The sequence below is a fragment of the Methylobacterium sp. WL12 genome (assembly GCF_008039475.1).
GTDB classification, from domain to species: domain Bacteria; phylum Pseudomonadota; class Alphaproteobacteria; order Rhizobiales; family Beijerinckiaceae; genus Methylobacterium; species Methylobacterium cerastii.
Map to the genome: position 1 here is coordinate 1 of NZ_VRUW01000106.1, position 13585 is coordinate 13585.

13 protein-coding genes, 1 tRNA gene and 1 pseudogene are annotated in these 13585 nt (G+C 68.6%); 9 read left to right on the forward strand and 6 right to left on the reverse strand.

What is annotated here, in order from left to right:
* Both FV226_RS24330 and FV226_RS24335 read left to right on the forward strand, forming a co-directional pair.
* The coding region (locus tag FV226_RS24330; protein WP_147764933.1) for an SDR family oxidoreductase at positions 1–708 on the forward strand (708 nt) is incomplete at its 5' end.
* Positions 709–866: 158 nt separating this feature from the next.
* A complete protein-coding gene (locus tag FV226_RS24335) occupies positions 867–2489 on the forward strand; it encodes a peptide chain release factor 3 (protein WP_147764934.1) in 1623 nt (540 codons plus the stop codon).
* A 24-nt stretch (positions 2490–2513) separates the two neighbouring features.
* Here the strand turns inward: FV226_RS24335 and FV226_RS24340 are convergent, their stop codons facing one another.
* The gene (locus tag FV226_RS24340; RefSeq protein WP_147752383.1) at positions 2514–2966 is read right to left on the reverse strand and encodes a response regulator; all 453 of its coding nucleotides are present in this window, start codon (positions 2964–2966) and stop codon (positions 2514–2516) included.
* Between the two features lie 121 nt (positions 2967–3087).
* Entirely contained in the window at positions 3088–3555 is a 468-nt protein-coding gene (locus tag FV226_RS24345) for a BLUF domain-containing protein (protein WP_147764935.1), read from the reverse strand.
* 239 nt (positions 3556–3794) lie between these two features.
* Here FV226_RS24345 and FV226_RS24350 point away from each other — a divergent pair.
* The 4 genes and pseudogenes from FV226_RS24350 (at position 3795) to FV226_RS24365 (ending at position 9457) form a co-directional block, all read left to right on the forward strand.
* Positions 3795–5207, forward strand: a pseudogene (locus FV226_RS24350) (flagellar hook-basal body complex protein).
* Positions 5208–5253: 46 nt separating this feature from the next.
* Complete coding sequence (flgK, locus tag FV226_RS24355) at positions 5254–7134, forward strand: flagellar hook-associated protein FlgK (RefSeq protein ID WP_147764936.1); 1881 nt, start codon at positions 5254–5256, stop codon at positions 7132–7134.
* Between the two features lie 8 nt (positions 7135–7142).
* The gene (locus FV226_RS24360; RefSeq protein WP_147764937.1) at positions 7143–8972 is read left to right on the forward strand and encodes a hypothetical protein; all 1830 of its coding nucleotides are present in this window, start codon (positions 7143–7145) and stop codon (positions 8970–8972) included.
* Positions 8973–9097: 125 nt separating this feature from the next.
* Positions 9098–9457, forward strand: a complete 360-nt coding sequence (locus tag FV226_RS24365) for a porin (protein WP_246685276.1) — start codon at positions 9098–9100, stop codon at positions 9455–9457.
* A 5-nt stretch (positions 9458–9462) separates the two neighbouring features.
* Here FV226_RS24365 and FV226_RS24370 read toward each other — a convergent pair whose 3' ends face one another.
* From FV226_RS24370 to FV226_RS24380, 3 genes are read right to left on the reverse strand one after another with little or no spacing between them, the layout of a single operon-like run.
* Complete coding sequence (locus tag FV226_RS24370) at positions 9463–9936, reverse strand: hypothetical protein (RefSeq protein ID WP_147752389.1); 474 nt, start codon at positions 9934–9936, stop codon at positions 9463–9465.
* Positions 9926–10306 (reverse strand): rod-binding protein, encoded by a 381-nt coding sequence (locus FV226_RS24375; protein ID WP_147764938.1) that lies wholly within the window; start codon positions 10304–10306, stop codon positions 9926–9928. Before FV226_RS24375 ends, FV226_RS24370 begins: the two co-directional genes overlap by 11 nt.
* 35 nt (positions 10307–10341) lie before the next feature.
* Positions 10342–11472 (reverse strand): flagellar basal body P-ring protein FlgI, encoded by a 1131-nt coding sequence (locus FV226_RS24380; RefSeq protein ID WP_147764943.1) that lies wholly within the window; start codon positions 11470–11472, stop codon positions 10342–10344.
* A 237-nt stretch (positions 11473–11709) separates the two neighbouring features.
* Between FV226_RS24380 and FV226_RS24385 the strand changes: the two genes are divergently transcribed.
* Together FV226_RS24385 and FV226_RS24390 are read left to right on the forward strand one after the other, a co-directional pair.
* The gene (locus tag FV226_RS24385; protein WP_147764939.1) at positions 11710–12135 is read left to right on the forward strand and encodes a flagellar assembly protein FliX; all 426 of its coding nucleotides are present in this window, start codon (positions 11710–11712) and stop codon (positions 12133–12135) included.
* Positions 12136–12194: 59 nt separating this feature from the next.
* A tRNA-Arg gene (locus FV226_RS24390) sits at positions 12195–12271 on the forward strand.
* A gap of 35 nt (positions 12272–12306) precedes the next feature.
* Here the strand turns inward: FV226_RS24390 and FV226_RS24395 are convergent.
* Positions 12307–12549 (reverse strand): hypothetical protein, encoded by a 243-nt coding sequence (locus FV226_RS24395; RefSeq protein WP_147764940.1) that lies wholly within the window; start codon positions 12547–12549, stop codon positions 12307–12309.
* 368 nt (positions 12550–12917) lie between these two features.
* On the opposite strand from FV226_RS24395, the gene FV226_RS24400 reads away from it, so the two are divergent.
* Positions 12918–13373, forward strand: a complete 456-nt coding sequence (locus tag FV226_RS24400; RefSeq protein WP_246685366.1) for a GAF domain-containing protein — start codon at positions 12918–12920, stop codon at positions 13371–13373.
* Positions 13374–13585 lie beyond the last annotated feature (212 nt).

The following is a 13585-nucleotide window of genomic DNA, read 5'->3' on the forward strand; positions in this document are numbered from 1 at the left end:
GGGTCGGGGCTCGGGCGCGTCGTGGCCGTGGCGCTCGGGCGTGCGGGCTATGCCGTCGTGCTGGCCGGGCGGCGGCGGGCGAGCCTGGATGAGGTCGCAGCGGAGATCGAGGCGGCGCTGGTCGTCGAGGCGGACGTCACTGATCCGGTGTCCGTGGAGCGGCTGTTCGCCCGCGTCGCCGAAGTGCATGGGCGGCTCGATCTGCTGTTCAACAATGCGGGCATCTTCACCGCGGCGGCGTCGATCGAGGCGGTGTCGCTGGCGGATTGGCACGCCAGCGTCGAGACCAACCTCACCGGTGCCTTCCTTTGCACGCAGGGCGCGTTCCGAATGATGAAGGACCAGGATCCCCGCGGCGGGCGGATCATCAACAACGGCTCGGTCTCCGCCCACGTGCCGCGGCCGCACTCGGCGCCCTACGCGGCCACCAAGCACGCGATCACCGGTTTGACGCGCGCGACCTCCCTCGATGGGCGCCCCTACGACATCGCTTGCGGCCAGATCGACATCGGCAACGCCGCCACCGAGATGACCGACGGCTTCGCTGCAGGCGTGCGCCAGGCCGACGGCTCGATCCGCCAGGAGCCGGTGATGGACGCGCGCCATGTCGCCGAAGCCGTCCTCTACATGGCCGGGCTACCGCTCTCGGCCAACGTCCAGTTCATGACGCTGACGGCGACGACGATGCCGTTCATCGGGCGCGGCTGAATCGCGCGTCCCGTGGCGCGTCCCACGCGGCGACGGGCTTTTGCCAAGCGGCGGTCGGGCGCCTAGAGGATGGCGCGAAGGTCCCGCGCGTCCGCGCGCGGGCCGAACCGAATTCCAAGTGACCGACCCGAGACGCGGGTCCGAGAGCCGTTTTCACGATGCTGATGCAGCCGCAGACCAAGATCGAGGCGAAACCGGCCGCCGACCCGGTGGCGCGGCGGCGCACCTTCGCGATCATCTCGCACCCCGATGCCGGCAAGACCACGCTGACCGAGAAGCTGCTGCTGTTCGGCGGCGCGATCCAGCTCGCGGGCGAGGTCAAGGCCAAGCGCAACCGCGTCTCCACCCGATCGGACTGGATGGGCATCGAGAAGGAGCGCGGCATCTCGGTCGTCACCTCGGTGATGACGTTCGAGTATGGCGACTGCGTCTTCAACCTGCTCGACACGCCGGGCCACGAAGACTTCTCCGAGGACACCTATCGCACGCTGACGGCTGTTGATTCGGCCGTGATGGTGATCGACGCGGCCAAGGGCATCGAGGCGCGCACCCGCAAGCTGTTCGAGGTTTGTCGGCTTCGCGACATCCCGATCGTCACCTTCGTCAATAAGCTCGACCGCGAGGCGCGCGAGCCCTTCGAGCTGCTCGATGAGATCGAGAAGACGCTGGCGCTCGACGTGGCGCCGATCACCTGGCCGATCGGCCGCGGCCGCAACTTCGCCGGCACCTACGAGCTCGGCGGCAACCGGGTCCGCCGGTTCGATGCGGCCGACGACGCCGGGACCGAGTCCGTGGCAGGATTCGCCGACCCGCTGTTCGACCGGCTGCTCATAGAGAACGGCGAGGCCGACGCATGGCGCGAGGAGGTCGAGCTGGCCGAGGGCGGGCTGAAGACCTTCGACCTCGACGCGTTCCGCGAGGGCCATCTCTCGCCGGTGTTCTTCGGCTCGGCCCTGCGCAACTTCGGCGTCCGCGACCTGATCGACGGGCTCGCCCGTTTCGCGCCGCCGCCGCGCGGGCAGGATTGCGACAAGCGCACGGTCGCGCCGACCGAGCCGAAGATGACCGGCTTCGTGTTCAAGATCCAGGCGAACATGGATCCGAACCACCGCGACCGGATCGCTTTCATGCGGGTCTGCTCGGGCCAGCTCCGGCGCGGCATGAAGGCGAAGCTCGTGCGCACCGGAAAGCCGATGTCGCTCTCCGCGCCGCAATTCTTCTTCGCCCAGGACCGCGCCATCGCCGACGAAGCCTTCGCGGGCGACGTGGTCGGCATCCCGAACCACGGAACCCTGCGCATCGGCGATACGCTCACCGAGGGCGAGGACATCGTGTTTCGTGGCGTCCCGAGCTTCGCCCCGGAGCTGCTGCGCCGGATCAAGCTCACCGACGCAATGAAGGCGAAGAAGCTCCGCGAGGCGCTGCAGCAGATGGGCGAGGAGGGCGTGGTCCAAGTCTTCGTGCCGCAGGACGGCTCGGGTGCCATCGTCGGCGTCGTCGGCGCGCTACAGCTCGACGTGCTGAAAGAGCGGCTGCAGGGCGAGTACGGGTTGCCGATCGACTACGACGCGACCCGGTTCTCGGTCTGCCGCTGGGTGTCGTCGGATTCGGAGGTCGAACTCGACAAGTTCGTCGACTCGCACGGCTCGGCGATGGCGAAGGACCTCGACGGGGCGCCGGTCTTCATGGCGACCACCGCCTTCTCGCTCCGCTACGAAGAAGAGCGGTACCCGGCGGTGCGCTTCACCGACATCAAGGACTATCAGAAGCGGCAAGCATGAGGGTCTGAGCCGCTCAGCCTCGCCCTAGAACTTCCCCAGCATCGGGAAATCGACGCTGAGCGTCGATTCCGAGGCCATCGGCGCTTCGCGCTTGCGCGGCTTGCGGTTGAGCACCTGCTTCAGCTTGGTCTTCAGCACCGCCATGTCGAACGGCTTGAGGATGAAGGCGTCGGCGCCGGCCTGGTGGGCGACGTTGATGTCCTCGAAGTCGAACGACGCCTCGGTCAGGATGAAGGGCGTGTTCATCAAGTCGTCGTCGCCGCGGATCTCGCGCAGCAGGGTGAGGCCGTCCATCGGCTCCATGTCGAGGTCGGAGATGACGAGGGCGTACTTGCGCTGCCGCAGGCGCTCGAGCGCCTCGACGCCGCCGGTCACCCCCTCCACGTCCGCGAATCCGATGCGGTTCATCAGCATCACGATGAGACGGAGGAGCTTCTCCTGGTCGTCGACGATGAGGATCGGTGGCGTGTCGGTCATGACATCGTCTGCGACATGGATCCGGGAGGGAGTCGGGGATCGGACGGTCAGCTTGAGCCCGAGGTATGAAAAAACTGCTTCGCGGCACCGCGTGCGCCGAATCCGACAGTCTTGATCCCGATCAGATGAAGAGGTGGTCGATGCCCTGCTTCGACATCTCTTCGGTCTGCAGTGCGAGCGACAGCGCGTGGATCGCGCTCGCCCTGGGCGTGCCGCGCTGGAACATCGGCATCAGGTTCGCCTTGGCGAAGTGCACGTCGTTCGTGGGCGAGCGAATGCTGCTCCGGCACGAATTGACGAACTCGCGCTTGGTGATCTCGCGCCACTCGCAGATCTGCACGTCGCGGTGGCGGTCGTCGGCGAGGATGCGGTTGAAGGTCTCGTGCACCGAGGTACGCTCGCCCTCGATCACCTGGGCGGCGAAGGTCTGCTCGACCAGCAGGAAGCTGGTGATCACCGAAAACTCGTTTTTCTTCTGCGCATGCCGCGTGATCTCGCCGACTTGGCCGGCGCGGAACTGGACATCCGACGACAGGGCCAGCCGCGAGAAGTAGATCAGGTGGACGAGGCTGGTTCGCTTGGCACGCATGGGGACTCCCGTCCGGAGGACGCCGTCCCGTTCTAGCCTGTCGCCGATAAGGGCCGGTAAACGCTGCCCACCCGGCAGAAGATGCCGGGGAGGACACGTCGCGGCGGTGCGTTCCTGCCGGGTTCGGCGGTCCGCATCCAATGAAAACAACGACTTGGCCGTGGCACGCCGGTTGCGGATCGACACCCGATCGGGCGAGTGCCGTTTGGGCGCCGCCTTCCCGGGAAAGACGGCGCGTCATGGACATCTTCACCGCGTTGCAGACGGCGGTCTCGGGCCTCAAGGCCCAGTCCTACGCCATCGACAACATCTCCGGGAACATCGCGAACTCGCAGACCACCGGGTACAAGCGCATCGACACCAGCTTCGTCGACCTGCTGGCCGAGCAGACGCCGAAGCACGAGGTAGCCGGCACGGTGCTGGCGCAGTCGCAGATGACCAACAGCATCCAGGGCAACATCGCCTCGTCCAGCGTCACGACCAACATGGCCATCAACGGGGACGGCTTCTTCACGGTGATGGCCAAGACCGGCGACGCCAACGGGCAGACCAGCTTCTCCGGCACACCGGTCTACACCCGCCGCGGCGACTTCGCCCCCGACAAGGACGGCTACCTCGTCAACGGCGCCGGCAGCTACCTCCAGGGCCAGAACTACGATGCGGCGACGGGGCAGGTGTCGAGCACCGGCCCGATCAAGATCGCCAATCAGACGCTGGCGGCCAAGCCGACCACCACGATCACCTACGGCGCCAACCTGCCGGCGGCGCCGGCGACGGCTAACTCATCGACCACCAAAAGCTCGCTCTACGCACCGACCGACACCAGCGTGCTCGTCACCGACACCAACGGTGTCGCGACCGCGGGCAAGAAGGTCCTCGCCGCGAACGCGCAGGACTTTGTGAACAGCAGCATCGCGGGGCCGGCGCTCACCGCCTACACCACCACCGGCGCGCCGGTCGCGGTCAACACGCGCTGGGCGAAGATCCAGGATGCCACCACCGCGAATGCGAGCGCGACGCCGCCGACGGTGGACCAGCCGGCGATCTGGAACCTGTTCTACGCCTCCGACAGCTCCGTCGCCCTGAACAAGAGCGACTGGGTGAACGCCGGCACAGGCTTCACCTTCGACGGCAGCGGCCAGCTGGTGCAGCCGTCCGGCGGCAAGGCGACCATCACCGACCTGACGGTGAACGGGACCAACCTCGGGAGCGTCGGCCTCGCCTTCGACAAGACCACGCTGACCCAATACGCAGCCTCGTCCGGCGCGGTGACGACGAACGCGCTCACGTAGGACGGATACGCCTCCGGGACCCTGAACTCCGTCGCGGTCGGGAGCGACGGCAGCATCATGGGGGCGTTCTCGAACGGCTCTTCGGTGAAGCTCGCCTCGGTCGGGGTCGCCCGCTTCATCAATCCGGACGGGCTGAAGCCGCTATCGAATGGCACCTACGCGCAGACGCTCGATTCCGGCGTGCCGCTCGCAGGGCTCGACGGCTCGGCGGTGGTCGGCGCCAGCAACGAATCGTCGAACACCGACATTGCGAGTGAATTCTCGAAGATGATCGTTACCCAGCAGGCGTATTCCGCCAACACGAAGGTGATGTCGACCGCGCAGACGATGATGTCCGACCTGCTCAACATCATTCGCTGAGGACCGGCCGTCCCCGCGCGGCAGTTGAGAGAGGATCGTCGACGACATGCCCCTGAACGCGCTCCAGACGGCCACGGCGGGCCTGAAGGCGACCCAGACCGCCATGGGTCTGGTCTCGCAGAACGTCGCCAACGCGGGCACCGCCGGCTACGTCAAGCGGACGATCGCGACGGTCTCGTCGGGGCCGGGCAACTCGGGCGTCTCCGTCGGCGCGATCACCCGGAGCTTCGACGCGGCCGCGCTGAAACAGCTTCGCCTCGAGACCGCCGGCTCGGCCTACACCAGCACCAAGGCCGACATCACCGGGCAGGTCGGCTCGCTGTTCGGCACGCCCGGGAGCACGACCGCGCTCGACGGCCTCGTCAACAGCTTCACCGGCTCGCTGCAGAACCTCGCCGCGAACCAGACCTCGGCCGCCGCCCGAAGCACCGTGCTCAGCACCGCCTCGAACCTCGCCAACAACATCAACGGCATCGCAAACAGCGTCCAGGCCCTGCGCACCGGGATCGAGTCCAGCCTCGGCAGCCAGACCGCCAGCGCGAGTTCGCTCCTCGGTGGCATCGCCGCGCTCAACGTCAAGATCCAGTCGACCACCGACGACCTGACGCTCGCCGACCTCAAGGATCAGCGCGACCAAAAGGTCACCGAGCTGTCCGGCTACCTCGACGTCCAGACCGCAGAGCAGCGCGACGGCACCCTCTCGATCACCACCAGCTCCGGCGTAAACCTCGTCACCGGCGGCACGGCGGCGACGCTCGGCTTCGACGGGCGCACCACCCTCGGCGCGAATTCGACCTATTCGACCGATCCCGACCAGCGCAGCGTCGGCACCATTACGGCGACGACGCCGGGCGGCGGCAAGATCGACCTCGGCGCGCCGGGCGTGCTGCGTTCGGGTTCGATCGCAGCCAACCTCGAATTGCGCGATACCACACTGCCACAGGTGCAGCGCCAGCTCGACGACCTCGCGGGCGGGATGGCGAGCGCACTCACCGACACGAGCACGAGCGGGACGGTGAGCGGTTCCGGCTCGACCACGGACCTGTCCGGCATGCAGTCCGGCAACACGCTGACGCTCGCGGTGACGGCTGCCGACGGGTCGACGCGGAACATCATCCTCGTCGCCTCTCAGGGCGCCACGAAGTCGGTCGACCCGAGCCAGACAGACGACGGCACGGCGCTCGCCCAGACCTTCGACATCTCCGGCGGTCCGACGACCTACAAGGCCAAGATCCAGGAGGCGCTCGACGGCTTGGCCGCACGCGCGAGCGCACTGGGGCTGCAGAACGTACCGTCCCTCACTGCGAGCGGCACCGGCGCCAACGTGACGGTGACCGGAGGAGGCACGTCCAAAGTGGTCGCCGCCACGGCGACGAAGACCGTGCCGACGAGCGCTACCGACTTCGCCTCCGCCTACCCGCAGGTTGCGCTGTTCGTCGACGGGTCGAACAAGGGCCTGTTCACCGGATCGTTCGATGCCGGCTCGCAGCTCACAGGCTTCGCGCAGCGCATCACGGTCAATCCGGCGCTGAGCGCCAACACCGCGGTGCTGACCGCGCAGGGCGCCACCAACACCGGGACCGGCGCCACGCGGGCGCAGTTCGCCTTCGACGCGCTGACGACCGCCCAGCAGACCTTCTCGTCGTCGAGCGGGATCGGCGGCGTCGCCGCGCCTTATAAAACCAGCGTGATCACGTTCGCGCAGGACGTCATCGCCGCGCAGGGGGCGGCGGCGGCCAACGCCGCGAACCTCGATGCCGGGCAGAGCGTGGCCCTGTCCACCGCGCAAGGGCGGTTCGCCAAGAGCGCCGGCGTCAACGTGGACGAGGAGATGTCGAACCTCATCGCCCTGCAGACGGCGTATTCCGCCAACGCCCGCGTGCTCACCGCCGCCCGCGACATGCTCGACACCCTCCTGCGGATCTGAGGGACACCATGACCACGATCAGCCCCTTCGCCGCCGGCACCTACGTCAACACGCGCTCGACTTCGCAGTTGCTGTCGCTGAAGGGCCAGCTCGACACCCTGTCGACGCAGCTCTCCACCGGCCGCACCGCCGAGACCTACGCCGGCCTCGGCGCCGGGCGCAGCACCAGCCTGACGGCGCGCGGGACCCTGAGCGCGTTGGACGGCTACGATGCCGGCATCGCCAGCGCGCAGACGCGTGTCACCCTCGCCTCCACCAGCCTCCAGCAGATCGCCAAGCTGACGGCCGACCTGCGCGGCGGCATCGCCTCGAACCTGCAGCCGGCGACCGGCACCACCGTCACGCCGCAGCTGGCGCAAGCCAACCTCGACGGTGCGCTCGATGCGCTGAACCAGAACGCGGCCGGGCAATACCTGTTCGGCGGCCGTGCCACCGACGCGGCTCCGGTGAAGTCGACGGACGTTATCCTGAACGGCGACAAGACCACGACTCCACCGCAGGACGGCCTCGTCACGCTGGTCGCCGAGCAGAAGGCGGCCGACCTCGGGACCGGCGGACTCGGGCGCCTCCAGCTCGGGGCCGTCAGCGCCGGAAACGCGTTCCAGCTGTCCGAGGATCAAGGCGACGCGACCGGCGAGACCCGCGCGAACTTCGGGTTCCGAATCGCCGGGAAGCCGGCGACCACCGGGGCCATCACCGCGACGGTCGATCCGGCGCATACGGGCCTGCCGGCGACGGTGACGGGGCTCGACCATGCGCCAATGGCCGGCGAGAGCTTTCGCGTCACGGTCAACCTCGCCGACGGCAGCCAGAAATCCTACGACCTCACGGCGAGCAGCACCGTGCCAGCGGGCTCGACCACCGCGTTCGGCGTCTTCGCCACCCCGGCCGCTGCGGCGGCCGGGCTGAACGCGTTTGCGATTGCACAGGGCGGCACCGTCGCCAGCGTTCAGAGCGGCAACACGCCGGCCCTGAATGCGACCTTCGGCAACGGCACCTATGCCGCCTACGACATCGGCCTCTCGGGCCAGCCGGCGGCCGGCGACAGCATCACGGTCCAGCTCGCGCTCCACGACGGCAGCACGACCAGCGTAACGCTGACCGCGGGCGCGAGCGTCTCCACCGGCTCGACCACCACCTTCGCCATCGGTGCCGACGTCGCCACGACGACAGCCAACCTCAAGGCCGCACTCGGCACCGCGCTGGCTGCCGCCGCCGCCGGCCCGCTCTCGGCGAGTTCGACCACGCGGGCTTCGGAGGACTTCTTCTCCGCCTCGAACGCGTCCGGCCAGGCTCCGAAGCGCATCGACACGACCGGCGCGACGCCGACCTACAAGGATGCGGCCTCGACCAGCACCGTGATCTGGTATCAGGGCGACGCCGCGAACACCGACCCCCGCGCCACCGCCTCGATCCGCGCCGGGGCGAACCTCGACGTCGCGATCGGCGCGCGGGCCAACGAGGTGCCGATCCGGAAGGCGCTCGCGGGCTTTGCCGCGCTCGCCGTCGACGGCCTCGCCGACCCCAAGGCCACCACCACCCCCGGCCGGCTCGCCGCCTTGAGCAGCAAGACCTACGATCTCCTGGGCAAGGCGTCGAACGATCCGAGCCTGGAGGCGATCGCCACCGATTTCGGCCTCGCCGCCAGCACGTTGACCTCGGCGAAGTCGCAGAACGCGGCGACCCGGCTGACGTTGCAGAACGTCGTCGACGGCGTCGAGAGCGCGCCGATCCAGGAGGTGGCCGCCAAGCTGCTCGAGGTCCAGAACCGGCTTCAGGCGAGCTACCAGATCACCTCGTCGCTCTCGAAGCTGTCGCTCGTGAACTACATGAGCTGACGCGGTCGCGAACCGGATCGCTGGAAGGATTGATCGACGCCGAGCCGCCGGCCTATCGTGGTGCGAAGGGCCGCGCCCCGCTGCCCGGCGCGGCCCTTTGTGAGCTGCGAACCGCCGGGGACGACATGTCAGAGCAGCACCGGTCGTCGACGAGAACGGGCACCTTCGCCGGACCGCGGCGCGTCGGACTGCTCCTGGTCGGCATGCTTTCGCTGTCGCCCTGCGAGGCCCGCGATCTGGAGAAGGCGCCGGCGCGGGAGACCGCGCAGCCTTGTCCGGGATACGGCGCCGGCTTCGTGCGGACGCCGGTCGGTTCGACCTGCGTGCGGGTGTCGGGTCGGGTCCGCGCCGGCGCCGACCTCGCCATCGGCCGAGACGTGACCACGGCGCCGACGGCGGCCGGGCGCTTCGCGATCGACGCCCGCACCGAGTCCGATCTCGGCCCGGTGCGGACTTATGTCCGGATCGGCAACGGGCGCCGGTGACGCGTCTACAGGTTGCGTGAGAACGTCAGCGGCCCGCTGGCCGTGCCGCGGCCGTAAGGGGAGGGCGCCCGCGACGGTTGGCCGTAGACGCTCGGCGTGCTGGCCCGGCCGAGGTCGGCCGCGAGCGACTTGATCAACCCCTCGGACACCGTCCGCGCCGTGCCGAGCACCGCCTGGTTGGCCTCCACGGCCTGCGTGAAGCGGCGGTGGGCGCCCTTCAGCAGCTCGACGCCGGCCGGCGCGAAGCGCGCGAGCGCGACCGCGTTGGCCTTGGCCACCTCGAGCCCCTGGAGGTAGGCCCCGGCGAGCGCCGCCTTGGCCTCGGCCTCCGCGAGGCCCTCGCGCAGGCGCCCGACGCGGACATGGCCGGTCTCGGCCGCGAGCACCGCCTCCAGCGCCTGCATGGTCGACATCACCGCGCCGACCAGCGCGTCGGCACCGGCGCGGTCGGCGACCCGGAAGGAGGGATCAAGCCGCACGGCCGGCCCCCGCGACGGCGCCGGCGCCGCCCTGCATCTTCATCATCTCGGAGAACACCTGGTTGGCGATGCCGACGCCGCCGCTCTTCATGATTTGGCCGGCATATTCCTTGGTCAGCATCGAGCGGTAGACGCCGCCGCCGGTGCCGTTCTCGCCGAGCGGTCCGTCGGTCCCCTCCGACTGGGTCAGCCGGTCGAGGGAGGATTCGAGGAACATCGACTCGAAGTCGTTGGCGGTCTTGCGCGCCTTCTTGGAAGCCGCCTCCGTCGAGGCCTGCGCCGTCTTCGAGGCGGTTTCGGCGATGGCGCCGGTGATGGCCTTGCCGACGCCGACGGCGGCGGAGACCGCGAAGGTTGCGAGTGGCAGCATGGTCTAGGTTCTCCGGTTCGGGTGGACGTTGGTGATCACATCAGCTCGATGTCGGCTTGCAGCGCGCCCGCGGCCTTGATCGCCTGCAGGATCGAGATCAGGTCGCGGGGGCCGACGCCGAGGGCGTTGAGGCCGTCGACGAGGTCGCGCAGCGTCACGCCCTCCTTGACCAGGGCGAGCTTGTTGCCGTCCCCGGTGTCGACCTTGACGCCGGTGCGAGGCACCACTGCCGTGCGGCCGTTCGAGAGTGGGGCAGGCTGGCTCACCTGCGGCTGCTCGGTGATGGTGACGGTGAGGTTGCCCTGGGCGATCGCCACCGTGGAGACGCGCACGTCGCGGCCCATGACGATGATGCCGGAGCGCTCGTCGACCACGACCCGCGCGGTCTGGTCCGGCTCGACCTTGAGCTGCTCGATCTCGGTGATGAGCCGGATCATGTTGCCGTTGTACTTGGCCGGGATCTGGATCGTGACCGTGGCCGGATCGGTCGGCTCGGCGGTGTCCGAGCCCATGAAGTCGTTGATCGCGGCCGCGATCCGCTTCGAGGTGGTGAAGTCGGGGTTGCGCAGCGACAGGCGCAGGGAGCGCGCGTCGGTAAGCTTGAACGCGATCTCACGCTCGATGTTGGCGCCGTTGGCGATGCGCCCGTTGGTGGGGACGCCGCGGGTGATCTTGGCGGCGTCGCCCTCCGCCGAGAAGCCGGCGATGGCGACCGAGCCCTGCGCTAGGGCATACACCTCGCCGTCGGCGCCGAGTAGCGGCGTGACGAGGAGGGTGCCACCCTGCAGCGACTTCGCGTCGCCGAGCGACGAGACCGTGACGTCGATGCGCGTGCCCTGTGCCGCGAAGGGCGGCAGGCTCGCCGTGACCATCACTGCGGCGAGGTTCTGCGTGCGCATGGTGGCGCCGCGGGTGTTGACGCCGAGGCGCTCCAGCATCGCCTGCAGCGATTGCTTGGTGAAGGGGATGTTGTTGAGGGTGTCGCCGGTGCCGTTGAGGCCGACGACGATGCCGTAGCCGACGAGCTGGTTGGCGCGCACGCCCTCGATCTGCGCGAGATCCTTCACCCGCGAGAGCGCCATCGCCGTGCTGCCGCCGAGCACGAGCAGGGCGACCGCCAGGACGAGGCGCAGGATTTCGCGGATCTGGGCGTGGCGCTTGGGCATGCCGGGCTTCGTTGGAGTTGCGGACATCCGGTATCCTGCCAGCGCCGTGCCACCTCCGCGCAAAATCTAAGTCTTTGATCCAATACGATTTTGTGATAACGAAGCCTGGCCTGGAGCGCTCGCGTCCCTCGCGTTTCCTGCCGACCCGGCAGGTTCTGCCGAGGCATTTACCCGGTGTTAACCCTGCTGACCGGAAGGTCGGCTCGGGCGCATTCCGCCCGTAGGGTCAGCGAAGCGATGCGCGTCGAGAACCGTCCGGGGGCCGTGGGGACGACCTCCGTCGGGGGCACGCGCAAGGGCGAATCCGGTCCGAGCTTCCAGGTCGGCGCCGGGCCGGGCGCGCAACGCAGCGCCGGCACGGGCGCCACGACCACGCTTGCCGGCCTCGACGCGATGTTGATGCTGCAGGGCCAGCCCGACACCCCACACGAGCGCCGCCGCCGTTCGGCCAGGCGGGGCCACGACCTGCTCGACGGGCTCGACCGGCTCAAGGCGTCGCTCCTGTCCGGCCGGGTCGCGACCCACGAACTCCTTACCATTGCCGGCCGCCTCTCCGAACGCGCCGAGTCCTGCGGCGACCCGCGCCTCGACGGGCTGATCGCCGACATCGAACTGCGCGCGGCCGTCGAGCTCGCCAAGGTCGAAGCCGCTCGCGGCGCCTGAACGCCGCGCAGGGTTGACCGCACGGTGCACCCATGGCTCATACCGTCGCTGGCACCCCTGACTCCGTAGCTCAGCTGGATAGAGCAGCCGCCTTCTAAGCGGCAGGTCGAAGGTTCGAGCCCTTCCGGGGTCGCCACGCCAACCTGCTCACCAGCGACCGCGTCCCGGCGCTCACACCGACCCGACCTCTTCGAGATCGAGCGTCAGGGTGGCGCGCAAAACGACCTTGCCGTTCTGGTCCCGGACGATCGCGAGGTAGTCCTGGCGGTCGGTGACCGCATCGAGCAGTTGCGCCACCCGCCGCATCACCTGGACCAACCTGGCTTGCGCCGCCGCGATGTCGGGGAGGTCGAAGCCCTGGGTGTCGCGGACGAAATTCGTTCCGTCGTGAAGATCGATGTAGAACAGCGGCATCCGACGCACCTACCGTGGGAACCGCCTGCTACGTACACCGAGGGGTGGTTGCGAGGTACGGCTACGTAGTCGCAGGTTGCATCATAGGCTTCGCTCGACGCGTTCCTCGATCTCGGACAGAGAGAGCGCGACTTGCCGCGGTGGACGCTCGCGAATGCCGCCGGTCGGTCGGCTCATGCACCGGCATTCGCGACACCATCCCGCGACAAATCTCTTGAACTTTCGAAGGGCGCTTTCGTGAGCTTCCTCGTTCTTCAGGCCGAAGGGCCGCGTTTCGCGTGCTCGGGGGTAGCAGGCCTAATGGGTTTGGCGCGATGACGGATGCACGCCTCGACGAGGCTCGAGCCCGACTGCTCACCGTTTCCGACATGCCCGGCTTGGTTGTGGCCCTGCGCGAGACGGCGCGTTCTATCGCGGAGTCCGACGGGATCGCCGTGGTGCTGCGGGACGGCGACTTCTGCCACTACGTCGCCGAGGACGCGATCCGCCCGCTCTGGCGCGGACGTCGGTTCCGCCTGGAGGCGTGCATCTCCGGTTGGGTGATGCTGAACCGGCAGATGGCGGTCATCCACGACATCGAAGCAGATACTCGCCTTCCTGTCGCGGTGTATCAATCCGCCTCGATGCGCAGCCTGGTGATGATGCCGATCGGCTCGCCGGAGCCCTCGGCCGCGCTCGGCGCCTACTGGAGCGCCTGGGTCGAACTCGACGACGGCACGGTCGGACGCCTGCAGGCCTTGGCCGACATGGCGACCGAGACCATGGTGCGGCTGCAGGCGGCCGACTACGCCGTCGTCCCCCGCGAGCCGGCGCTCAGCGCTTGAGCGCGGCGCCTAAGATCGAATCCGGTCTCGTGCCGGAACGTCGCATCCTACCCTGGGTTGGTCGAAGCGTGCATCACGCCAACCACTAGGAGCCCGTCCGAGTAACGAGTTTACGCGGTGGGATGAGGTTGGAAGTGTGGGCAGACGTGGGCGTCGGCTTTGGGCTCAGTGACTGGCCTTGGCCAGCTTGAGGAGGTTGTGGGCGGTGCAGA

What these genes read in the sequence shown, in the direction of transcription:
- FV226_RS24345 (WP_147764935.1), bottom strand. Translation starts at nt 3,555, where the DNA reads ATGCGTGCCAAGCGAACCAGCCTCGTCCACCTGATCTACTTCTCGCGG.
- FV226_RS24385 (WP_147764939.1), top strand. Translation starts at nt 11,710, where the DNA reads ATGCGCGTCGAGAACCGTCCGGGGGCCGTGGGGACGACCTCCGTCGGG.
- FV226_RS24375 (WP_147764938.1), bottom strand. Translation starts at nt 10,306, where the DNA reads ATGCTGCCACTCGCAACCTTCGCGGTCTCCGCCGCCGTCGGCGTCGGC.
- FV226_RS24335 (WP_147764934.1), top strand. Translation starts at nt 867, where the DNA reads ATGCTGATGCAGCCGCAGACCAAGATCGAGGCGAAACCGGCCGCCGAC.
- FV226_RS24360 (WP_147764937.1), top strand. Translation starts at nt 7,143, where the DNA reads ATGACCACGATCAGCCCCTTCGCCGCCGGCACCTACGTCAACACGCGC.
- FV226_RS24340 (WP_147752383.1), bottom strand. Translation starts at nt 2,966, where the DNA reads ATGACCGACACGCCACCGATCCTCATCGTCGACGACCAGGAGAAGCTC.
- FV226_RS24395 (WP_147764940.1), bottom strand. Translation starts at nt 12,549, where the DNA reads ATGCCGCTGTTCTACATCGATCTTCACGACGGAACGAATTTCGTCCGC.
- FV226_RS24400 (WP_246685366.1), top strand. Translation starts at nt 12,918, where the DNA reads ATGCCCGGCTTGGTTGTGGCCCTGCGCGAGACGGCGCGTTCTATCGCG.
- flgK (WP_147764936.1), top strand. Translation starts at nt 5,254, where the DNA reads ATGCCCCTGAACGCGCTCCAGACGGCCACGGCGGGCCTGAAGGCGACC.
- FV226_RS24380 (WP_147764943.1), bottom strand. Translation starts at nt 11,472, where the DNA reads ATGCCCAAGCGCCACGCCCAGATCCGCGAAATCCTGCGCCTCGTCCTG.
- FV226_RS24365 (WP_246685276.1), top strand. Translation starts at nt 9,098, where the DNA reads ATGTCAGAGCAGCACCGGTCGTCGACGAGAACGGGCACCTTCGCCGGA.